This is a genomic window from Micromonospora sp. NPDC049101 (assembly GCF_040648675.1).
Taxonomy (GTDB): Bacteria; Actinomycetota; Actinomycetes; order Mycobacteriales; family Micromonosporaceae; genus Micromonospora.
The window spans coordinates 136388-157482 of the sequence record NZ_JBEZED010000019.1 but is presented as its reverse complement, the minus strand read 5'-3'; the positions used below and the strand labels follow the sequence as shown (position 1 = coordinate 157482).

General features: G+C 71.0%; 25 protein-coding genes. 14 read left to right on the top strand and 11 right to left on the bottom strand.

Annotation, left to right across the window (positions count from 1 at the left end; translation table 11 throughout):
• On the top strand, positions 1-431 hold a 431-nt coding region (locus AB0B57_RS24955), incomplete at its 5' end, for a hypothetical protein (protein WP_357074371.1).
• 37 nt (positions 432-468) lie between these two features.
• On the opposite strand, the gene AB0B57_RS24950 is transcribed toward AB0B57_RS24955, so the two are convergent.
• Positions 469-1197: a hypothetical protein gene (locus tag AB0B57_RS24950; protein WP_357074369.1), complete on the bottom strand. Its 729-nt coding sequence runs from the start codon at positions 1195-1197 to the stop codon at positions 469-471.
• A gap of 177 nt (positions 1198-1374) precedes the next feature.
• Between AB0B57_RS24950 and AB0B57_RS24945 the strand changes: the two genes are divergently transcribed.
• Positions 1375-1623: a hypothetical protein gene (locus tag AB0B57_RS24945; RefSeq protein ID WP_357074366.1), complete on the top strand. Its 249-nt coding sequence runs from the start codon at positions 1375-1377 to the stop codon at positions 1621-1623.
• Here AB0B57_RS24945 and AB0B57_RS24940 read toward each other — a convergent pair.
• On the bottom strand, positions 1620-1979 hold the full coding sequence (locus tag AB0B57_RS24940; protein ID WP_357074363.1) for a helix-turn-helix domain-containing protein: 360 nt from the start codon (positions 1977-1979) through the stop codon (positions 1620-1622). The two genes, AB0B57_RS24945 and AB0B57_RS24940, sit on opposite strands and share 4 nt — an antisense overlap.
• 117 nt (positions 1980-2096) lie before the next feature.
• On the opposite strand from AB0B57_RS24940, the gene AB0B57_RS24935 reads away from it, so the two are divergent.
• Positions 2097-2972, top strand: a complete 876-nt coding sequence (locus AB0B57_RS24935) for an NAD(P)-binding domain-containing protein (protein WP_357074360.1) — start codon at positions 2097-2099, stop codon at positions 2970-2972.
• Between the two features lie 39 nt (positions 2973-3011).
• Here the strand turns inward: AB0B57_RS24935 and AB0B57_RS24930 are convergent, their stop codons facing one another.
• The gene (locus AB0B57_RS24930) at positions 3012-3896 is read right to left on the bottom strand and encodes a S41 family peptidase (RefSeq protein WP_357074358.1); all 885 of its coding nucleotides are present in this window, start codon (positions 3894-3896) and stop codon (positions 3012-3014) included.
• Between the two features lie 92 nt (positions 3897-3988).
• Between AB0B57_RS24930 and AB0B57_RS24925 the strand changes: the two genes are divergently transcribed.
• Complete coding sequence (locus tag AB0B57_RS24925) at positions 3989-4459, top strand: DUF3592 domain-containing protein (protein ID WP_357074355.1); 471 nt, start codon at positions 3989-3991, stop codon at positions 4457-4459.
• A 93-nt stretch (positions 4460-4552) separates the two neighbouring features.
• A complete protein-coding gene (locus AB0B57_RS24920; RefSeq protein WP_357074352.1) occupies positions 4553-5062 on the top strand; it encodes a hypothetical protein in 510 nt (169 codons plus the stop codon).
• A gap of 56 nt (positions 5063-5118) precedes the next feature.
• On the opposite strand, the gene AB0B57_RS24915 is transcribed toward AB0B57_RS24920, so the two are convergent.
• Together AB0B57_RS24915 and AB0B57_RS24910 are read right to left on the bottom strand one after the other, a co-directional pair.
• Positions 5119-6327, bottom strand: coding sequence for an MFS transporter (locus AB0B57_RS24915; RefSeq protein ID WP_357074349.1), 1209 nt, complete (start codon positions 6325-6327; stop codon positions 5119-5121).
• Between the two features lie 247 nt (positions 6328-6574).
• On the bottom strand, positions 6575-6955 hold the full coding sequence (locus AB0B57_RS24910; RefSeq protein WP_357074346.1) for a hypothetical protein: 381 nt from the start codon (positions 6953-6955) through the stop codon (positions 6575-6577).
• Between the two features lie 129 nt (positions 6956-7084).
• Here AB0B57_RS24910 and AB0B57_RS24905 point away from each other — a divergent pair, with 129 nt between their 5' ends.
• Complete coding sequence (locus tag AB0B57_RS24905; RefSeq protein WP_357074343.1) at positions 7085-8068, top strand: RNA polymerase subunit sigma-70; 984 nt, start codon at positions 7085-7087, stop codon at positions 8066-8068.
• Between the two features lie 65 nt (positions 8069-8133).
• Here AB0B57_RS24905 and bla read toward each other — a convergent pair whose 3' ends face one another.
• From bla to AB0B57_RS24890, 3 genes are all read right to left on the bottom strand, one after another.
• Positions 8134-9048, bottom strand: coding sequence for a class A beta-lactamase (gene bla / locus AB0B57_RS24900; RefSeq protein ID WP_357074399.1), 915 nt, complete (start codon positions 9046-9048; stop codon positions 8134-8136).
• Positions 9049-9206: 158 nt separating this feature from the next.
• Positions 9207-9908: a DUF4396 domain-containing protein gene (locus AB0B57_RS24895; protein WP_357074340.1), complete on the bottom strand. Its 702-nt coding sequence runs from the start codon at positions 9906-9908 to the stop codon at positions 9207-9209.
• Positions 9909-10071: 163 nt separating this feature from the next.
• Complete coding sequence (locus tag AB0B57_RS24890) at positions 10072-10719, bottom strand: NAD(P)H-binding protein (protein ID WP_357074337.1); 648 nt, start codon at positions 10717-10719, stop codon at positions 10072-10074.
• Positions 10720-10808: 89 nt separating this feature from the next.
• On the opposite strand from AB0B57_RS24890, the gene AB0B57_RS24885 reads away from it, so the two are divergent.
• Complete coding sequence (locus AB0B57_RS24885) at positions 10809-11228, top strand: helix-turn-helix domain-containing protein (RefSeq protein WP_357074334.1); 420 nt, start codon at positions 10809-10811, stop codon at positions 11226-11228.
• Between the two features lie 21 nt (positions 11229-11249).
• Entirely contained in the window at positions 11250-11693 is a 444-nt protein-coding gene (locus AB0B57_RS24880; RefSeq protein ID WP_357074331.1) for a DUF5990 family protein, read from the top strand.
• A gap of 15 nt (positions 11694-11708) precedes the next feature.
• On the opposite strand, the gene AB0B57_RS24875 is transcribed toward AB0B57_RS24880, so the two are convergent.
• Positions 11709-12800, bottom strand: coding sequence for a winged helix DNA-binding domain-containing protein (locus AB0B57_RS24875; RefSeq protein ID WP_357074328.1), 1092 nt, complete (start codon positions 12798-12800; stop codon positions 11709-11711).
• 521 nt (positions 12801-13321) lie between these two features.
• On the opposite strand from AB0B57_RS24875, the gene AB0B57_RS24870 reads away from it, so the two are divergent.
• The gene (locus tag AB0B57_RS24870; RefSeq protein WP_357074325.1) at positions 13322-14284 is read left to right on the top strand and encodes a hypothetical protein; all 963 of its coding nucleotides are present in this window, start codon (positions 13322-13324) and stop codon (positions 14282-14284) included.
• A 128-nt stretch (positions 14285-14412) separates the two neighbouring features.
• Positions 14413-15192, top strand: a complete 780-nt coding sequence (locus AB0B57_RS24865; protein ID WP_357074322.1) for a hypothetical protein — start codon at positions 14413-14415, stop codon at positions 15190-15192.
• A gap of 207 nt (positions 15193-15399) precedes the next feature.
• Here AB0B57_RS24865 and AB0B57_RS24860 read toward each other — a convergent pair whose 3' ends face one another.
• Positions 15400-16947 (bottom strand): WD40 repeat domain-containing protein, encoded by a 1548-nt coding sequence (locus AB0B57_RS24860; RefSeq protein ID WP_357074320.1) that lies wholly within the window; start codon positions 16945-16947, stop codon positions 15400-15402.
• A gap of 151 nt (positions 16948-17098) precedes the next feature.
• Between AB0B57_RS24860 and AB0B57_RS24855 the strand changes: the two genes are divergently transcribed.
• From AB0B57_RS24855 to AB0B57_RS24845, 3 genes are all read left to right on the top strand, one after another.
• On the top strand, positions 17099-17665 hold the full coding sequence (locus AB0B57_RS24855) for an RICIN domain-containing protein (protein WP_357074317.1): 567 nt from the start codon (positions 17099-17101) through the stop codon (positions 17663-17665).
• A 191-nt stretch (positions 17666-17856) separates the two neighbouring features.
• Positions 17857-18525, top strand: coding sequence for an HNH endonuclease family protein (locus AB0B57_RS24850; protein WP_357074314.1), 669 nt, complete (start codon positions 17857-17859; stop codon positions 18523-18525).
• 297 nt (positions 18526-18822) lie between these two features.
• The gene (locus AB0B57_RS24845; RefSeq protein ID WP_357074311.1) at positions 18823-19413 is read left to right on the top strand and encodes a hypothetical protein; all 591 of its coding nucleotides are present in this window, start codon (positions 18823-18825) and stop codon (positions 19411-19413) included.
• A gap of 139 nt (positions 19414-19552) precedes the next feature.
• On the opposite strand, the gene AB0B57_RS24840 is transcribed toward AB0B57_RS24845, so the two are convergent.
• Entirely contained in the window at positions 19553-20260 is a 708-nt protein-coding gene (locus AB0B57_RS24840; RefSeq protein WP_357074308.1) for a carbonic anhydrase, read from the bottom strand.
• Between the two features lie 160 nt (positions 20261-20420).
• Between AB0B57_RS24840 and AB0B57_RS24835 the strand changes: the two genes are divergently transcribed.
• Positions 20421-21089, top strand: a complete 669-nt coding sequence (locus AB0B57_RS24835) for a HEAT repeat domain-containing protein (RefSeq protein ID WP_357074305.1) — start codon at positions 20421-20423, stop codon at positions 21087-21089.
• The last annotated feature ends 6 nt before the right edge of the window (positions 21090-21095 follow it).

Sequence of the window (21095 nt, the reverse complement as noted above, 5' to 3'; positions counted from 1 at the left end):
GCGTTGCGGTTTCGTCCGGATACGACACCGGTATCCGGACGAAACCGCGCCTTGCCGGATCGCCGCCCGGACTCCGCCTCGGCTCGACCGCCCTTGTGAAACAGGCCCTTTTTGCGCTCTTCAACGGCGCGGCTGGTGAGGCCGACAGGGTCGACCTCAGCGACCAGCGGCAGGCCGAGTTTCGCCACGCGTGGGCGGCCTGGGCGCAGGCCAACGAGAAGGCCATCGTCGACCCCGGTGCTCCCCTGAACGCGAAGAAGCTGGTCACGGCACGGGGCGTCGAGGACTTCACCGACGCCCTGACCGCGTACACCATCGTGGAAGCGGCCTCGCACGACGAGGCGGTGCAGATCTTCTCCGGGCACCCGCACCTGGGGTTGCTCGCCGGAAACTCGATCGCGGTCCTGGAGTGTCCGTCGCCGCCCAGCTGAGGCTCGGTGTGGGCGCGACGCTGCCGGTGACCCCCGGTCAGGCGTGGGCGCTCGGGGCCGGGCTCTCGGTGAGCTGCCACCGGTCGCCGTGACCTGTGGCGATCACGATCGCCTCGATCACCCGCCGGGCCGCGGTGGGATCGTCGACGAAGCTGACGGCGGCGTCGAGGCCGACCGGCGGCCCACCGGCGAGGCTCGCGGCCACGGCGACCAACTGCCGGTCCCGGTCCGGCACGTCGGCGGCCGCCGCGAAGTCGACCACCGCCGCCCAGTCGGTGACCTGCCCCATCCGCACGGTGTCACCCATGTCCCACGGCAGATCCAGGATCCGCACGAGGTCACCGAAGCCCGGCTGGTCCGGGACCGTGGTGAAGGTCAGCAGATGTACGGCGGCCCGCCGGCCGAGCGAGGCGCCGGTGGCGATGTCGGTGCGCAGGATGCCGCGGATCTCCTCGCCGGTGAACCCGGAGGCGACCTCCGGCCGGGGAGTCCTCCGGTGTAGCGGCGGCGCCGTGTCCGGGTCGGCCAGCAACTGCGCCACCCGCCCACACTCCACGCACGGCGGCAACGCGGCGATGTCCACGCGACTGTCACTGCGATGCATCTCGTAGGCGATGTCGATCGCCCACTGGTCACTGCCCCAGACCGGACGCTGCGGAGTCGAACACAGCGTGAGACCCGTCTGGCCGCCGTCCCCGCCGGCCTCGTCGTCGAGATCCACGGACAGGTGCTGGATCGTGCCGTCCGTACACGGTCGAGGTGTCATCGGCTGCTCCTCGTCACTGGCTGCTGCACCGGTCACCCCGTGACAACGAAGCGTATCCATGCCCCGCAACCGACCTGCCCGGCACTGGGTGATCGTGAGGCTGACGGGATTCGACCTCATTGTCAGCGATGCGGGGAGGGGGAGCGGACGTTGTGTGCCGGACCTAGGCTGACCGGCATGGCAGGGGGCGACGGCGACCGCGACGTTGCCCGGGCTGTGCGGATCCGCCACTGGGTGCGGGTGGTGACCGGCCTGGTCGTCGTGGTGGTGGCCGCTGTCGTGTTCACCGCGCTCTTCTGGGGGCTGCGCGACTGGCTCGTCGATCAGGGCCGGTGGGGCCTGCCGATTCTGCTCGCGGTGCGGATCGCCTGCTTCGCCGCCATCGGCTGGGGCTGTTGGCGGGTCTACCAGGGCTTTCGTGGCTAGGGTTTGATCGGGATCTTGTCGGCGCCGATTCGTCGGATGCGGTCGGTGCCCCACGCGCCAAGCGGGGCCAGCGCGGCGTTGAGGGAGACCCCGTCGTCGGTCAGTGAGTATTCGACCTTCGGCGGCACCTCGCGGTAGACCTCGCGGTGCACGAGCCCGTCCTCCTCCATCTCGCGCAGATGCTGGATCAGCATCTTCTCGCTGACGCCCGGAAGGCCCCGCCGCAGCTCGGCGAACCGACGAACCCCGTGGTGGTGCAGCTCCCAGAGGATCAGCGACTTCCACTTGCCGCTGACGACGTCCATCGCCGCGTCGATGCCGCAGAAATACGGACCGCTTCGCGCTGCCGCCGCCATCAGCCCTCCAGGGTGGACTTACCAGAAGGTAAGTACCGCACTACATTGTCGGTACTGGTCAACCCTATCGGCAGCGGAAAGGATTTCCTCGACCGACATCACGAGGGGATCAGAAGCATGGACACACGGCACGACCTTCCGGTGAGCGTCCTCGGGCTGGGGGCGATGGGCAGCGCCCTGGCGGCTGCCCTGGTGCGGGCCGGCCACCCGCCAACGGTCTGGAACCGCTCGGCCGACAGGGCGAGCGCGCTCGTCGCCCAGGGCGCGATCCCGGCCAGCACGGCCGCCGAGGCGGTCCGCGCCGGCCAACTGGTCGTCGTCTGCCTGCTGGACCACGCGTCCGTCCACGAGGTGCTCGACCCGCTGGCCGGCGACCTGGCCGGCCGGACCCTGGTCAACGTGACGACGACGACGCCGGAGCAGGCGCGCGAGCTGGCCGCGTGGGCCGCCGATGTCGGCGTGACGTACCTCGACGGTGGCATCATGGCCGTCCCCGCCATGATCGGCCAGCCCGGCTCGTCGATCCTCTACAGCGGGTCCGCCGCCGCGTTCGACACGTACCGGCCGCTGCTCGACACATGGGGGACCAGCACCTACTTCGGCGCGGACCCCGGCCTGGCGTCGCTGTACGACCTGGCCCTGCTCGCCGGCATGTACGTCATGTTCGCCGGATTCCTCCACGGCGTCGCCATGGTCGCGCCGTCCGGCGTGAGCGCCACGGAGTTCGCCGCGCTGGCCGCACCCTGGCTGTCCGCCATGACCGGTGCCTTCCCGAGGTTCGCGACGGTCGTCGACGGCGGCGACTACACCGTGCCGGGGCAGCAGAGCCTGGAGTTCTCCGATCTCGGCGACATTCTCGCCGCCAGCCGGGACCAGGGCATCAGCACGGACGTGGTCGCCATGGTGCAACGCCTCATCCGCCACCAGGTCGACGCCGGCCACGGCCAGGAGGGCTTCGCCCGGATCGTGCGCACCATCCAGCAGCCCGGGTGAGGCGCGGCGGCGTCACCGGATGCCGCCGCGCCAATCTGTCTATGGGGCCGAGATGGCCTTCAGCGCCGTGTCCAGTGCCTGCTCTGCCGGGACGGGCACGTCGGGGAGCACGCCGACACCCTCCCAGTTGGTGCCGGTGACGCTGTTGATGGTCCGCGCGGTCGGCACGGTCACGAGGATGTGTTCGGTGACCGGATGGCGGGCCGTCGGATGCGCGCCGCCACGTGTCGTCTCACCGACGACGACAGCCCGACCGTGCGCCTGCAGGGTGTACGCCACGTCCTCGCCGCCGGAGAACGTCATCGCGCTGGTGAGTACGTAGACCGGGCGGTCCGGGTAGCGCGGCGCGGGAAGGTGCGCGGTCGTCCAGAACTGGCGGGTGGCGCCGGTGGACCGTTCGTAGAAGTCGTTGAGGTGCACCTGATCGTCGGGGAAGAAGTAGCTGCACCACATCGCGGCGCCCTCGGGTGCTCCGCCGGAGCAGGCGCGTAGGTCCAGGATGAGCACGGCGCTGAGGGCGACCAGTTGCATGGCCGCGCCGATCGCGGCGGCGCCCTCGTCGGCGTACGCGATGCGCCGCACGTCGATGAGCCCGACGTTGCCGGCCAGGTGCTCGACCCGACGGATGCCCTGGTTCTCGGCCCGGAGCAGCGTGAGGAACGCGGCCCGCCCGCCGTCGGCGTCCGCCGGATCGAGCGACTGCGGCTGGTCTGCCCACAGCAGCCGCAGATGCCTGTCCGGGCACACCTGCTGGAGGTGCGCGGTCACCGTCGCGCAGAGCGCCGGCCCGTCCAGGTCGGCGTACTCGCCTGCCGCGAGACGACGCCGGATCGCGGCGTCGATGTCCGCGACCTTCTCGGGAAAGACGTACCCTGCCTCGATCCGGTCCAGGGCCTGTCCGATTATCTGATCGTTGAAGAGCACGGCGGGCCACGGTAGACCACCCGCGGCCGGCTGGCCATCTCATATCGCGCCGGCCCACCAGTCGCTTGTGGCCCGTGGCTATTCTCTCGGCCATGTCTGACTTTCGCGGGGACACCTCAGGCGTCTCGTCGCTGCGGGCCGCACTGACGGTCGTCCTGGTCGGAATCCTGGCGACCGGTATCGGCGTCACCTTCATCTGGGACGACCGCGGCTCACCGAGGGAGGTGACCACGACGGGCACGCTTACCGGTTCCCATCCGTCGGCCCGCAGCGAGAAGCGCAAGGGAACGTGGTACGAGTTCCAGTACGCCATCGCCGACGGACGGCAGGTCGCCACCAGCTTCCGGGTCACCCCCAGCGGCTCCCTCGACCGCGACGGTGACAGGGTCAAGGTGATCTATTCGCCGGATGCCCCGCTGGAAGGCCGGTTGTGGGTGACCCGAGGCGGCCTGGAGTTTCTGCCGGCGGCCGGCGGGCTGGCGCTCACCCTGGGCGCGCTTCGAGTCGTCATCCGCGAGCTGCTCAAGCGGCGCCGCCGACGGCAGGCGCCCGCCCGCGCGTAGTGGGGTGGCGCGCCACGCGCAGAAGTGCGGTGATAGCCGGAATCGTCCCGTGCGAATTGATCATGTCTTACCCGTCGATTAGTGTCCGCGTCCGTGAATCACTCTCGAATTGCTTCCGTGCTGTTGATCCTTGCCACTGCCACCGCGCTGACCGCCTGCGGTGACGCGGAACCGGCGACGAACGCCGGATCGACGCCGTCTGCCAGCACGTCCGCCGCCGCGACCTCAGCGGCGGCCTCCCCGACCGCCGCACCGGCGTCGCCAGCCGCGGCCGGCGCCACGAGCGACAAGGAACTCTGCACGTCGGTGAAGAAGGCCAGCGACGAGATGAGGGCCGAGCTGTTGAAGATCGTCACGGCTGGTGAGCCGACGGCGGCGGACTTCAAGAAGATCCTGACCGAGTTGGGCACGAAGGCTACCGCCCTGGCCTCGGCCGGCGGAGACAGCAAGGTGGCCACGGCCCTCAAGCCGTTCGGCGCCGAGGCGGCCAAGGCCGCGGCGGCCGCCGACCCGGGGTCCGCTGCCGACAACCCGGCCTTCCTGAAGGCCGGCAAGGACGTCAGCGCCGCGTGCAAGGCGGCCGGAGTCAGTGTGACCCTCTGATCACGATGGTCTCAGCGCTGTTGCGTTAAGGCCTGTTTCATAAGGGCGGCCAGTTCTTATGAAACAGGCCTTAGGTGCGGGTCGTGGTGGTCGGCGGTGGCGACATTCGGGCGGTTCGTGTTTCTGGCGACGGCCACCATGACGATGGTGCTGAGCAGCGCGGCAACGGGGGCGAGGGCCAGGCCGTGACGGACGCTGTTCGCCACCACCAGACCGGTGACCGCCGAGCCGGCGGCACTGCCGATGGTGAACGCGGTGGCGACCCAGGCGAACGCCTCGGCCACGGTGCCCGGCGCCGCGAGCTGATCCACCAGGAGGAAGATGGCGGTCAGCGTCGGCGGTAGGGCCAGACCGCTGACCGCCAGCAACACCGCCATCAGGGTGGGGCGCGGTGTCAGCAGCAGCGGCACATAGCCGAGGGTCAACCCGGCGGTGAGCAGCGGCAGCCGCCACGCTCCGGCGGGCCGGGCCCGGGTGTAGAGCAGGCCGCCGATCAGGGCACCGGTTGCCTGCACGGCGAGCAGCCAGCCGGCCAGGTGCCGGTCGCCGGCCTCCTCCGCGTAGGCGGTGATCGCCACCGTGATGCCGCCGACCGCCATCCCCGCGCCGACCACCCCGGCCAGCAGCGCCGCGAACCGGGGCACCCGCAGCGGACCGGCCCAGTGCCGCGCCGCCGGAACCCCGCGCCAGGCCCGCACGGCGGGAGCGCGGAGGAACGCGGCGGTCCCGGCGAGTTGGAGCAGCGCGGCCACGACCAACCCGGCGACCGGCCCGCCGAGCGCCACCGCGAGGAGCGTGGTGAGCGGGCCCACCACGAAAATCACCTCCTGTACGGCGACATCCAGCGCGTACGCGGCCGGCACCGCCGCCGGGGGCAGCAGATCCGGCCACAGCGAGCGAAGGCAGGCCTCCAGCGGGGGAGCGCCGAGCCCGGCGACCACGGCACCGACGGCGGCACCTGTCGCGCCGAAGGCACCGGTGGCCACGAAGCCGAACCCGACGCCGGACATGACCGCCGAGATGCCCAGCACCGGTGGCTGACGCCAACGGTCCACCGCTCGGGCGAGCAGGGGCGTTCCCACCGCCACCCCGGCGGTGTACGCGGCGACGAGCAACCCGGCCGCGGCCAGGCTGAACGACTCCCGCGCGAACAGCAGGAGGGCGAGCGGCCCGGAGGCCGACGGCAGCCGACCCACCTGGGCGGCGAGCAGAACCCAGAGCACCTGCGGGGCACGCAGGACCACCCGGATACCGGATGAAGACATGAGACATCGCTCCCGGCGCGAGGAAAGGAATCGAACGGACCCACGGGCAACTGCCAGCGCGGATCAGGGAGCGAAGTCGGACCGTTCGTGGTCGTTGCCGTACAACGGCAGCGGAGGCGTGATCCACCGGGCGTACGAAGCCGCGACCGCCTCCACCGGAACCACGAACTGACCGTATCGCACGGCACCGGTCCACGGGGGGTGGGACGGGAGGTGCGCTCTGCTCGTCAGGGCTGGGCGACAGCCGTCACCCCCGTGCCCGCCGCCCGGCGAGCACGTCGCGGATGGCGAGCACGACGAGCGAGAGCGGGATGAACACCCAGAGCTGAAGGACTGTGTACCGGCGCAACTCCCCGTCGATGGACGCGCCGGCCAGTTCGGCGTCCAGGGCGCCGGGGCGCATCAGCGCGATCGCGGACGCGGACAGCGGGGCGTAGTTGAGGCCCGCGCCGGTCAGCCACAGGCCCAGTGCTCGGGTGCCGAGGCCGTCCGTCGACGCCAGCAGCCAGACACCCCACGTCACCATGACGACCACGCCGACGAGGAACTCGGCCAGGATGATCCAGCGTCGACGGGTGGTGCCCCGGCTGCCGTACATGTCGATGGCCGCCAGCCGACGAACGTTCACCGCACCGATGGTGCCACCGCGGCGCAACGGCCGGAGCGGGCCGGCAGAGCACCGCGACCGACGCCGGTGATGAGTTTTCGCGCCCGCGCCCGTCATACCTGGGACGTGACGAGACGGAAGGATGACGTGATGAGTGCGGACACGCGGCTGGACGGGTTGGGCGAGGTCGACGAGCTGACGTTCGCGGGGTTGGCGGATCGGCACCGGCGGGAGCTGCACGTGCACTGCTACCGGATGCTCGGGTCGTTCGAGGACGCCGAGGACGCGGTGCAGGAGACGTTGCTGCGGGCGTGGCGGCGGCGGGAGACCTTCGAGGGGCGGTCGTCGTTGCGGGCCTGGTTGTACCGGATCGCCACGAACGTCTCCCTGGACCTGCTCGCCAAGCACCGCCCGGAGCCCGCGACCGGGGGTGAGGTGCGGTGGTTGCAGCCGTACCCGGATTGGTTGCTCGACGAGGTGCCGGCGGGTGGCGCGGACGAGCCGGAGGCGCTCGCCGTGGCGCGGGAGACGATCGAGTTGGCGTACGTCGTCGCGGTGCAGCACCTCGCGCCGCGCCCGCGGGCCGCGCTGATCCTGCGCGACGTGCTCGGGTGGCCGGCGAAGGACGTCGCGGATCTTCTCGGGGACTCCGTCAACTCGGTGAACAGCGCGTTGCAGCGGGCCCGTGCCGGGATGCGGGAGCACCTGCCGGCCGAGCGGCAGGACTGGACCGGTGGGGAGGGCGACGCCGGTACGCGAGAGTTGGTGCGCCGCTTCACCGACGCCGCCGTGGCCACGGACATCGACGTGCTTGCCGCGATGCTGCGCGACGACGTCCGCTGCTCGATGCCGCCGACCCCGGGCCTGTCCGTCGGGCGCGACGCGGTGGTGAGGAGTTGGGTCGAGGACGGGTTCGAGGGCATGCGGGGCCTGCGCGGCGTCGCGACCTCGGTGAACCGGCAGCCGGCCGTCGCGTTCTACCTGTGGCGCGCGGACGAGGGCGCGTACCTGCCGTTGACCCTCGACGTCCTGCGCGTCACCGGCGGTGCGATCACCGAGATCGTCACGTTCCACGACGACCAGTTCCCGCGGCTCGGGCTGCCCGAGCGTCTGCCGGCCGACGGCACCGAATAGGCACGCGGCCTCCGCGCCCGGACGGCGATCCCCGCGCCGGCACGACGCGGCCACCAGGCAGCCGCTCAGAGGTGGGCGACGACCACCCTGGTGGCCTGCGCGAGAAGAGCGTCGTCGGGAGTGGCGTCCTTCGTGGCGCGGTTGGTCAACACGGCGAGCACGATCGGGGCCCGGTCGGGCGGCCAGAGCACGGCGATGTCGTTGCGGGTGCCGTACCCTCCGGTCCCGGTCTTGTCCCCGACCACCCATCCGGCGGGCACGCCCGCGCGGATCAGCGTCGCCCCGGTGGTGTTGTCGCGCAGCCAGCCGCGCAGGACGTCGCCGTCCGCGGGCGGCAGGGCGTCGCCCAGGGTGTACGCGCGCAGGTCGCCCGCCAGGGCCCGCGCGGTGCTGGTGTCCCGCCGATCGCCGGGCGTCGCCTCGTTGAGCGCGGTCTCGTAGCGGGTGGCGTCGGTGACCGTGTCACCTCGGGCACGCAGCTTCGTCTCGAACCCCTGCGGGCCGCCGAGGTGACGCAGCAGCAGGTTGCCGGCGGTGTTGTCGCTGTGGCGCACGGCGGCGTCGCCGAGGGCACGCAGGCTCAGGCCCTCGGCGACGTGCTTCTCGGTGATCGGGGAGTGGGCCACCAACTCCCCAGCCGAGTAGCGCACCACCCGGTTGAGCTCGGCGTCCGTGGTGTCGTCGAGCACCTCGGCGGCGGCCAAGGCCTTCCACGTCGAGGCGTACGCGAATCGTTCGTCAGGGCGGTGTGCCACCGTGCGGCCGGTGCCCGTGTCGACGGCGTAGACCCCCAGGCGCGCGCCGAACGTCTGCTCCAGCCGCTGGAACTCCTGCGCGGCGGCTGGCGTCGGGGACAGCGTCACCTCGGTGCTCGGTGTGGTGCGCGCCTCGGGGGCGTCGTCGGTGCCGCACGCCGCCAACGACACCAGGGCCGACAGTGCGGCGACCGCGGTGGCCAGGCGTCGCGCAGCGGAATCCATCATCGTTCCCCTCGTCTCCGGCGGGTCACCCGCGACGACCCTACGGTGGTTCCCGGAAGTCGGGGCGTCCCGGTAGCGCGGACACCCCGACTTCCTGAAAGCGGAGTCGATCATGGGCGCGGGCGCGCGGACAGGGATGCGCGGCTGGCGACGATTCGTTAGTCGTAGGGGAGTCGGCGCGGTTCGAGTCTCCACCCCCGGCCGAACTGCCAGGAGGCGGTGGGCCACGCCGCGACGAAGCCGGCGATCAGGCCCAACTGGCCGGCGAACCAGAAGAGCGGGCTGTCGGCTCGCAGGGGTGGCTCGGGAAAGACCACGCGATGCGCGAGCGTCAGCCATACGAACAGCGTCACCTCGAAGACGGTGATGGTCAGCAGTTCGACCCTGGCGACCGTGGAGATCGCGTGCCAGATCTTCCGGACGCTGCGACCGGGCGCGCCGACGTACCGGAAGAGGACGGCTATCGCCACCGCCGCCAGGTAGTCCCCGGCGTAGTCGACCCACAGGGTCTCCTGAGCCGGGTCGGACCTGACGACGTACAGGGCGACCTCGGCGACGACGAAACCGAGAGCGCAGTGGGCGCCGCAGCGGGACACGTGGGTGACGACGATGCCCCGGCGCGGCCGTCGCGGCTGGCCCTCCCGCCGCCGCTGGGCGAACGCCTCCGGCCTGCCCCAGTTCCAGTAGAGGCGGACGGCTGCCGGGCCGACGTAGAGGACCGTCACCAGCCAGACGATCTCCATGACCCGGACCGGCTGACGGTGTCCGCGAAGATAGGTGTCGGCGACGACGATCGCGCAGCTGAGGAACCCGAACGCGAGCGAGACCCAGGAGAGCGTCAGGAGCCAGGTTGGCTGCATCCCCGCCCCTTCCGCACGCGGGACGCCGACGCGCCTCCCGTCGCCGCATCAGCAGGGGGCACACCGACCGAGGGCACGTCGCAGTGTTCCACGCCGTGCCCCCCGGCCGGCGGGAGATCGGGCGTTCCCGCCGGCCGGGGGACGGCTGCTGCTGACCTCGTCCTCAGTTGCCGAGGTTGACCTGAGCCCGGTGGTGCTCGCCCTTCTCGATGAGGTCGACGAACCCGAGCGCGTAGTCCGCGGCGGAGATCGCGCCGCCGTCCTCGGGCGCGACCGCGACATCGTCGCCGAGCCGGTAACGGCCGAGTCGCTCGCTGGGCATCCATGCGCCGAACCTGAGCGCCGGGCTCACGAAGACCCAGTCGAGCGTCGCGGGCGTGGCCGGAAGGTCCTCGATGATGAGCGCCGCCCCGGCGCGGATCTCGTCGTGGAGTTCCGCCGGAACGTGGCTGAGGTCGGCGACGAAGCGGTCCGCCCCGGGCGCCGGGCGCAGCGACGAGTAGCCGCCGACGACGAACAGGGGTACGCCGGCGGCGTCGGCCAGACGGGCGACGGCCCGGTAGACGTCGCGGAAGACGCCGGCCAGCGGGCCGCGCGGGGCGAGTGCGGCCACGACGACGTCCGCGCCCTCGACGGCCGCCGAGAGGGTTGCCTCGTCGGTGGCGTCGCCGTGGCGGTAGGTCACGTTCGGGACGGGCGTCGTGGGGGCCGAGCGGCTCAGCGAGGTGACCTGGTGACCACGAGCGGCGGCCTCCGCGACGATGGCCGAACCGGCGTAGCCGGTGCCGCCGATGACGGTGATGCGAGACACGAGGTGCCCTTCCAGGAGATGGGGTGGCGTCGGGCGACGCGTTGCGATTACCGTACGAGTGCAACTCTCCAACGGGAAGAAGGCACTTTGTGGTAACCACCCCCGGGGCTGAGTCGGTGCTGCGGGGCAACCCCTACCGCGCGGACTGCCCGACTCGCCGCATCCTGGATCGCATCGGCGACCGTTGGACGGTGCTCATCGTGGGCGCCCTCTGGGACGGCAGTGTCCGTTTCTCCGAGGTGCGCCGACGCGTCGAGGGCGTCTCGCAGAAGATGCTCACCCAGACCCTCCGCGGGCTCGAACGCGACGGTCTCGTGCGCCGCACCGTCTACCCGGAGGTTCCGGTCCGCGTGGAGTACACGCTCACCGAGGCGGGCCGCACCCTGCGGGGGCCGCTGCGCGCCCTGGAGGAGTGGTCGATCACCCACCTCGGCGACGTGTCGGTGGCGCAGGAGGCCTACGACCGCGCGAATCCGCCCGCTTCGGGCTCAACGGATCGCGACCACTGACACAGGCCTAGAGTCGCGGGCATGCGGATCCGGATCGACGGCAGCGACCTCCCCGGGCGGCGCGCCGGCGCGCAGGCCGACGCGCTGCGGCTCGGCAACGTGCACGTGGGGATTCAGCGCAAGGCCGACGTGGTCGACCAGGTGCCGGCCGACGCGGCGACGGCGACCTGGGGCTTCGAGGTGTCCAGCCGGGAGGTCGACGGGATGCTCGACGTCGGCGGTCCGTGGGTGCACGGGCGTCCCGGCGCGCGCTTTCTCTATCTGAGCTGGGGTGCGGTGGGCGTCGACGGCTTCGCCATGTTCCGCCGGGCGAAGCTGATGTTCACCGACATCCCGACCACCCTGCTGCGCGCCGCGCACGAGGGCAGCGGGGTCCTGGTCGGCCGGGTCGGCCTGACCGACGCGACCGGCGGCCCGGTGTGCGCTCGGGTCCACCCTCCGGCCATCGCCTGGACGGTGGAGTAGCCGCCCGGCCGCTGGCTAGCTGCCGAAGTCGACGCCGCCGAGGGGCACGCGCCGGTGCGCGGCGAGGCGTTCGGCCTGCGCGGTGACGGCCGTACGCGTGGCGGCGGAGAACCGGTGCCAGGGCTGGACGGTGACCGTGAACGTCCGGCCGGATTTGCGGGGACGCCAGGTGCCGACCAGGTCGCCGTCGACCAGGACGGCACCGGGACGACCCAGCGTCGGCCACAACTCCTTCGCCCGAGCGGCGTCCGGCACCAGCGTCGCCCGGTCCTTGGCCTGCAGGAACAGGTCGAACGGGCCGAGCAGCCGGGTCCCCGCGCCAGCGGCCGAGACCAGGGCCTGCTCGTCGGCGGCCAGCAGCGAGCGCACCTCGCCGTCGACCGGCACCTCGATCACGTCGTCGGGCCAGCGCGCCTGCACGTCCCGCACGGAGGCGTCGAGATAGTCGGCGACGTGTTTCGGGGTGGCCGGGCCGAGCAGACGAAGGTAGGCGCGGATGAGGTCGAATCGGTCGCCCGGTGCGGCTGCCTTCGCGAACCCGGTGATGCGCCGCAGGACCGGCGGTGAGGTGTCGAGCTGCAACTCCAGTCCGGCCCGCGCGGCGGCGAGCCGGAACGGCATCTCGTAGAGGTGCGTCGCGTCGCAGGCCCGGCAGAACCGCAGGTACGGCTCGGGCAGCAGCGTGGCCAGTCGCCCGGAGACCTCTCCCTTGACCGTTGGTGTGGTGACGACTGCCCGCATCCGGGCGGCCACCTCGTCGAGGGCCGCGAGGTTGCCGATGCCGGCGGCCTTCAATGGCTTGGACGCGTCGTAGATGCGCTTGCCCGCGTCGGCGTCGGAGAAGGGTTCGACCGCCGCCACCACCTTCGCCACATCGGCCCGGCGGTAGAGGTGGGGTGCGCCGCGCACGGTCCACAGCAGGATCACTTCCCCGTCGGACAGCGTCGTCACGTCGACCCCGCGCACCGCCAGCGCCCACCGGGCGCCGTCCGGGCCGGTGTTCTGCACGCCGAGGTCCAGGACGGCGGTGTCGGCGAGCGTCCCGTGGTCCCGGTCGAGCTGTTGGGCCTGGACGCGGAAGTTCATCACCTGACGCCGATCAACCATGGCTGCACCCTGAGAGCGCGTTTGGGATGTGTGCTGGCCGGGTGGGTCGCACAGTGGGTGCGATCGATGGGCTGGGCGCGGCAAGTAGACGGGCATGGATCGAGCCCGGCGGTACCCGTCTGACCTGATCGATGCGCATGATCCGCTGGGCCGCCATCGCCGGCATGCTCGGCCTCCTCACCCGAGGCGGACCCGCTGCCCGCCAAGAACGCCGTACCTTCAACCCACCCGACTGGCAGACATGCGAAACGCTCTCGAGCAGCGAACTGTCAGTATTCTGCCATCCGGGCGAATCGCCGCCCGAGGATAGGATGCCTGAGCAAAACGAGTGGCCATAGTGGATCGATGGGGGCGCACTGGTGCTGTGGCAATCGGCGGCGGTGTGCGACCCGCGCCAACCGCTCCGGCTGTCCGAGCGGGTCGGCGCGCCGGCGGGTCGGCGTCATCCCCCGCGCGCGGCACCGTCGGCTTGCCGGGCGCCGGCGAGAGCCTGGCCAACGCGGGCCATGTTCGCCGGACTGGTGAGTCTGCTGCTTGCCGGTTGCACCACCGAACCGGAGCCGACCCGACTGGACGGCACCGATCAGATCGTCGAGCCGACGGTCAGCAGCGCGGCGCCGCCCGGTCCTGAGTTCGACCTGGCCCGTCGGAGGCTTGCCGGCGCCCAGCTCACCCGGGACGGGAAGTATCAGGCACGGCTGGCCGGCGACTGGGTGGTTGTCTCCACCGCCGACGGTGCCGAGTTCGACCGGTTCAGCACCGGCGCCGCAGACGCCTGGATCAGCATGGACTTCTCTCCCGACGGGCGATACCTCGCGGTCGGACTACCGGACTCGGTGGTCCTCTACGACTTCACCACGAAGGACCCCACGGCGCTGCCCGTGCCCGAGGAGGTGGAGCGGCCGGGCGGCGAACCCCGGCCGCGCGCCGGCAACTTACGCTTTTCGGCCGACAGTGGCCATCTGGTGGTCGAACTGTTCGATGAACGGGACAACAGTCGCTACTGGCTTCACGATCTGCACAGTCGCCGTGAGATCGTCTCGCCGCCTCCGCCGAGCATCGAGGTCCCGAGTGATCCGGGTGTCATCTTGGGCGTAGCAGGGCTGGCCGTGGTCAACGGCGGAAAGCGGGTGGTGATCGCCGGTCAAGAAGGCTTCCTGGTTTGGGTGCCGGACGGGCAGACATTCCAGTGGCGGCCCTGCGCCTGCGGTAGCACCCTGACCAGCACAGTGGACCGGCAGGCTCGGCACGTGGCATTCCTGACCCTGAACGACGAAGTGGCGCTCTGGGATCCGGGCCCTCCCCAGGAGGTGGGACACTGGAAGGTGCCGGCCGTGGCCTCTGGAGCCAAACCGGCCGTGAACCCCACCGAGCTGGAGTTCACCGAAGACGGCGGCTGGCTGCTGGCCGGCCCGGAGCACGGTCACGTGTGGTCGGTCCCGGACGGCAAGCTGGCGGGTTCGTGGCAGGGGTCCGGGTCGTGAGCGGCGGCAAACCGAAACGGCGGCGCGGCACCAGCGGTCCGGACCGGAAGAAGGTGGTCCGGGGCGGGCGTCCGGCAGCGGACCAGGACAAACCGGGCGGCGATCAGCCTGTACCGCGGCTGCGTCGAGTGCTGGGATCGTTACATCGGGCCTGGTGGTTCGTGCTGGCCACCGCGGTAGCCGCCCTCGCGAGCATCTATGTGCCCAGGTGGGTTGATCAGGTGGACCCGCAGGTCGTCGCGGTACACGTCGTGGCGAATCCGGCCACTGTGGACACCTGGGGCACCGCTGAGTTCGCCATGGTGCTGCCGAAGGACGCCCAGCCCTCCGATGATCCACCGGTGGGCTGCGCGACGCTGATCGACTGGGCGCGCGCCCTCGGTGCGGTCGATCACCAGGTGAGCCGGGTGCGCGTCGTCGTGCAGGGCGCCGGCGACCAGGGGGTGCTGATCGACAACCTGCGTGCCCGCGTGATCCGGCGCAGCCAAACTCCGGAACCGGCCGGTGTGCAGCTGCGCTGCGGCGGCCAGCAGGGAGCCGCCGAACCACGGGACGTCGAGATGGACCTGGACGCTCCCCAGCCGACCGCCCGCTACCGCACCCTGATTGAGGGGCGCAGGCCACTGTTCGGGTTCACCCTCGCCAAGGGCGAGACCGAGGTGTTCGACCTGACCGCGTTCACCACCGGCACGGTGGAGTGGACTCTCGAACTCGACCTGGTGGTCGCTGGGAAACGAAAGCGGGTCGAGGTGACCAACCGGGGTCGGAGCTTTGTCACGACCGCGGCACCCGGACCCCGGACCTACCAGGTGCCCGCAGGCGGCGACCACTGGATCGAGTGTGTGCACACGCCCCGCCCGGCCTGCCCGGAGGGCGGTCCGCCGGCACACTTCCGATACGACGCCTGACGGCTCCTCAGCCTTCAGGAGGACGGTTCCCCTCCGCTTTTGACGACCACCCAGTTGGTCAACGCTTTGCCTTCAGCCAAAGCGGTTTGGGCGTCAGGAGAGAGCGCCTCGAATGCTGTCCGCAGACTTTCGTGCGTCCGTACCTGCAGCAGCGCGTTGCAAAGGCTGTCGACCTGAGCCTGACAGCGGCAGTGACACCTGCTCACGTCACAGGTTCCACGTCCAGATCGTGCCGTCCCAGTGCCCGGAGACGGCCACGGTCCTGCCCTCGACCGTGCCGATCGAGATTGCCTCAGCGCCGCGCTCCGGGCCGGTGAGGCCGCCGCCGAAGGGGGCGCCGGTAGCCAGGTCCCAGATCCTGATGGTGTTGTCGTCGTTCCCGGAGATGGCGACGGTCCGGCCGCTGATCGTGCCGATGGCGACCGTCTTGACCGCGTTGCGAATCCGGCCGAGGGTTGTGCCCGACGGCTTGGACAGGGTCAGGTCCCACAGCCGTACCTCACCGTCCTCGCTGCCTGAGACGGCCATGGTCTTACCGTTCGCCAGGCCGATCACCAGGGTCCCGACGACGTCGGCGTGCATGCCGAGCAGCCGGATCGCTCGCTGCGCCTGGAGATCCCAGAGCCGGATGGTGCCGTCGGCACCGCCCGACAGCGCAATCGGCACACCGTTGAGGGCACCTACGGCGATGCTCTTCACCTCCGACTCGAGCGGCTCGCCGACGACCGTTCCCGGCAGCCGGGGTGTGCCCGGATCCCACAGTCGCACCGTGCGGTCGTCGGCGCCGGACACAGCCACGGTCCTGCCATCGATGCTGCCGAGCGCGACACTGTTGACACCGGCGGGGAGCGGGTCGCCCATGCGGACGCCCCGAGGAGTGTCGAGGGTGAGGTCCCAGGCCCGCAGCGTGCCGTCGGCGCTGGCCGAGACAGCGAGCGGGCCTTGCAGCCCGACGGAGTAGACGGGTTTGTCGTGACCCGGGAGGGGGCCGCTGCGCGCCGTGCCCGCGGCCAGGTCCCACACCTGCACTGTGCCGTCACCCCGCCCGACAACCGCGATGGGCTTGCCGAGCAGCACGCCGACTGCAGTCGCCCAGACGGGGTTGTCGACGGCGGTCGGCGCGCTGAGCAGCCTCCCGGCCGGGTCGTAGCCGTCGGTGGTGCCGGCGCCCACGGGCTTCGACCCGCGGAGCCAGCGGGGCGTCGCGATGCCTCCGGCGGCCACGAGCAGTACGGCCGGCGTGGCCGTGATGATCCGCCGTCGGGTGAAGACGCGCCTCCGCTGTTCTGCCGGGTCGTGCCTCGGATGCTCGGGATCCGCCTGGTTCGCGGTGGAGGGTTCAGGTTCCGCGGCGACTGTTGTCGCGGAACCTGACGTGGAACGGCGCTTGCTCCGGTCGAGCTGATCACGGAGTTCGCGATATGCCTCATCCCAATGGGCGCGGCCGGCGAGATCGGGTGGAAGGGCGATCTTCTTATCAGCCGCGACCCGCAGACAGGTGTCGACGAACACTTCGAAATTCACGAGCTCGGGACGGACCGGACGGGCCTGGCTCGTCATCCCGGCGATCGTGGCTCGCTTGAGCCGGATCACGTCTTCGTTCCGCCGCCGCGGAGTGTGCTCGCTCTCGCTCTCGAGTTGCCGTACGGAAAGACCTACGGCCTGCCGCAGTGCCTGCAGTTTGCGGGCGAATTCGGCGCGCGGGTCCGTGGTCTCGTCCAAGCGTCCCTCGATCCACTGGGTGTCCGGCGTCACCGGACACCTGCTGACACCGGAAATGTAGCAGGGCTGACCAGCGAATTGTCGCCTGTCGAAGGCAATCCGTCCGGACCGGTTGCCGGACACCTGACGCACGCAACACGCTTTGGTCTGTTCGTAGGTGCCATGAGAGGGAAAGGGCAAACTGTTGAGAAAATTGATCGCTGCCGTGCTGCTCGTAGCGGGGGTCGTCGGGATCTTGCCCGGCGTCGCGAACGCCGCATCGCCCGGCTATACCTACACCGTCGTCAATCAACACAGTCAAAACTGCGTCGATGTCGCCTACGGCAGCGTCAACGACGGCGCCCGGATTCAGCAGTGGACCTGCTACGGCGGGCCGCCGGAACGGTGGCGCTACGACTACATCGAGTCGACCTACTACACGTACAGCTACCTGAACAATGGCAACAGCGTCCGCGTCGACTGGTTCTACATCGTCAACGGCAACAGCCCCGCCGGCAGTCCTCGCTGCCTCGACCTGCCGTATAACAACGCGTACCCGGGCGCTCAGTTGCAACTGCACGGCTGCTGGAATGGCCCCATGCAGCAGTGGGGCGTCGTCCAGCTCGGCGGCAACCTGCAGCAGATCGTGCCCCGGATCGCCCCGTACCTGTGCCTCGATGACCAGGACTGGAATCCGTCGCCGGGCGCGAACATCCAGCTGTACGGGTGCAGCGGGCTACCCGTGCAGGCATGGACACACAACCGGGTGTGAGCCGTCGGTGGAGCGACGGTCGTTTCGCCCCACCGCCATGAACTCTCATGAGCCGACCGGCTCGTGCCCGCACGTTAGCCGCAGAGCGCTTCAAAGTTTCCCGGCTGCTTCCCTACCCCTCCACAACACGTCCTTCGATGGCAACGATCGTCAGCGACGGTTGCCGTCCACCCAGTGCCGAGGAGGCCCCTATGCGGGTAACCCGAGTCTCTGCCCGTTTTCCACGCGTCACGCGCCACGCCGGCGCAGTCATTCTCGCCGCCGTCGCCGCCTTGGTCGGCGTCAGCGCGCAGCCCGCGTCCGCCACACCTCCCGGGATCCCGTCGAAGGCGACGGCGCAGTCGCAGCTCAACGCCCTGACCGTGGCGACGCAGGGCTCAACGAGCGGCTACTCGCGGGACCTGTTCCCGCACTGGATCACGGTCAGCGGTAGCTGCAACACCCGCGAGCAGGTCCTCAAACGTGACGGCACCTCCGTCGTCGTCGACAGCGCCTGCGCCGCCACCTCGGGCCGCTGGTACAGCCCGTACGACGGCGCCACCTGGACCGCGGCCTCCGACGTCGACATCGATCATGTCGTGCCCCTCGCCGAGGCGTGGCGTTCGGGTGCCAACTCGTGGACGACTAGCCGCCGCCAGAGCTTCGCCAACGACCTCACCCGCCCCCAGTTGATCGCGGTGACGGACAACGTCAACCAGTCCAAGGGCGACCAGGATCCCTCCACCTGGCAGCCGCCTCTGTCGTCGTACCGGTGCACCTACAGCAAGATGTGGATCACCGTGAAGTACAACTGGGGCCTGACCCTGCAGTCGTCGGAGAAGTCCGCCCTGCAGAGCATGCTCAACACCTGTAGCTCCTGACCACGATCCTGGCTTGCGGTCCGCGGGCTTGCGCCAGCGGACCGCAAGCCGGGGGCTATGCGTGCTGTGGCGGCTGGCTGTCGCCGGACTGCTTGCGCCATTGGCCGCCCGCGTCGGCGGCGAGCAGGCGCTTGGCCATGGCGAGTGCCTCGCCTTCGGTGTCGAACTCGGCGCCACCCGGCGGCACTCCCGCGTACGGGGAGGCGATTCCCTCCGCGGGGGGATTCGCGGGTCACGCCGGCCCGGGCAGGGTGGTCTCGGAAATGCCGACACCACCGCCGACTACGGGGGAACGCCGTGACTCGACCAGCACCTGCGCAGATCAGGCCCGCCGCCGCGGTTACGCCGCCGCCCTGGGCGCGCCGGGCCGGGCAGGTGGCGTGGATCGCGCCCGTGCTGGGGTTCATCCCGCTGCACGTGCCGTGGATCCTCGGTGTCCCGCTGTTCGCCAATGCCGAGCCGTTCGAGGAGTGGTACCACGGTCGCGGGCCCGGCGTCGGGGACCACCCGGTCGAGGGTTTCCTGGGTGTGCCGGCCGGCGCGTTCTATCTCGGCCTGCTGTGCGTCCTCGCCGGACTCGGCGGCGTCCTGGCGTTGGGGCTCGTCAGCGAGTGGGGCGTGACCTTCCCCCGGTGGGTGCCGTGGCTGCGCGGGCGCCGGGTGCCACCGTGGGTGCCGCTGACGCCGACGGTGCTGGGCTCCGCGCTGATGATTGGTTACTCGGCGACCCTGCCGTGGCAGTTCGCCGCCGACCTGTCGAAGTCCAGCGAGCAGGACATCTTCACCCCGACCGGTGTCCTGATCGGCCTTCCGCTGCTGCTGGCGTGGGCGATCGCGTTGCCGCTGGCCGGCTGGTCCTACTACCGCCGCACCCGGCTACCGCGCTGACGGGACCGCCAGCCGGCCCGGCCGCGGCCGGCGATGCTGGCTGGCCCGGCCGCGGCCGGGCGGTGCTGGCCCGCACGGCCGCGAGCGGTGACGCCGGCCGGTCGACCGGCCGGCGTCACCGTGCGTGCGGGTACGGCCGTCAGGCCACCAGCGAAGCCCGCCCGGTGTCCAGGTCGTAACGGGCGCCGACGACCCGCAACGCGCCCTGGTGCACCTTTTCGGCGATGATCGTGCTGCGTGCCGAGAGCGCGGCCACCTGGGCGGCGATGTTGGCGCGGACCCCGTTCTCCACCGGGTCACCGGGCTGGTCCAGCACCGGCTCGACGATCGGACGCAGGGCGTCCACGATGGTGCCGATGTGCCCGGGTGCGGCACCGCCACTGTGGATGGCGTCGATGGTGGCGGTGATCGCGCCGCAGCGTTCGTGGCCGAGGACGACGATCAGCAGGCTGCCGAACTCCTCCACGGCGAACTCGACGCTGCCCAGCAGCAGGTCGTCGACGATGTTGCCGGCCACCCGGTTGTCGAACAGGTCGCCGAGCCCCTGGTCGAAGAGCACCTCCGGCGCCACCCGGGAGTCCGCGCAGCCGACGGTGACGGCGAACGGGTGCTGGCCGGCGGCGAGTCGGTGCAGGTCGGTGAGGCCCTGGTGCGGGTGCCGGCCGTGGCCGGTGGTGAACCGTCGGTTGCCGGCCTGGAGCCGACGCAGCGCCTCGGCCGGCGTACCGACCGGGTTGTCGGCCGGTGCGGCGGCGGCAGCGGACGGGTTCGCTGCCGCACCGAGTGCGACGGCGGCGGCGCCACCGGCGGCCAGCAGCGAACGACGGGACAGGTGTGCACGTGCCAAGACGATCTCCCGGGAGGCTAGGTTGTGCCCCCTTCCTATCAGTTGATGCCGACAGATGGATCTACCGTGGTCGACGAAAGTTGCCCGGGGCACCCGTCGTCGGACGCCTTGACCTTGACACGGTGCGAAGGTCTTCAGTGATATCGAGGAGGTGGTCTCGATGACCGGACCGGAGAAGGACACGAACACCAGGCGGGCGCTCCAGGCGCTGGAGCACGGCGACCCGTCGGTGCGGCTGCGCGCGGCGCTGGCGGTCGGCACAGCCCCGGACCCGCGGTTCGTCGACACCCTCGTCGAGCGATGCGCGATCGAGCCCGAGTTCTCCGTACGCGAGATGCTCACCTGGGCACTGATCCGCCACCCACCCGCACTGACCGTTCCGAAGCTCACCGACCAACTCCGCTCGGAGCGTGCGCAGGCCCGGAGCCAGGCGTTGCACACGTTGTCCAAGATTGGCGATCGGCGGGCCTGGCCGGCGATGACACGGGCGCTTCTGACCGACCCGGACGACGAGGTGGCGCGAAGCGCCTGGCGGGCGGCGGTCGTCCTCGTGCCCCCGGCCGACGAGCCGGAGTTGGCCGAGGTGTTGGCGACGCAGCTCGGGCGTGGCCCGCGGGATACGCGGTTGAGCCTCAGCCGGGCGCTGGTCGCGCTCGGTGCGGTGCTGACGCCGACCCTGCGCGTCGCGCTGACAGATCCTGACCCGCAGGTACGCGCGCACGCGATCGCGACGGAACGGCTGGCGCGGGACCCGGATGCCGGTGTCGGGTTCTCGATCGAGGAGGCGAAGCGTGTGGTGGCCCTCGGCGCGATCGGCGAGCGGGGATGATGCGCA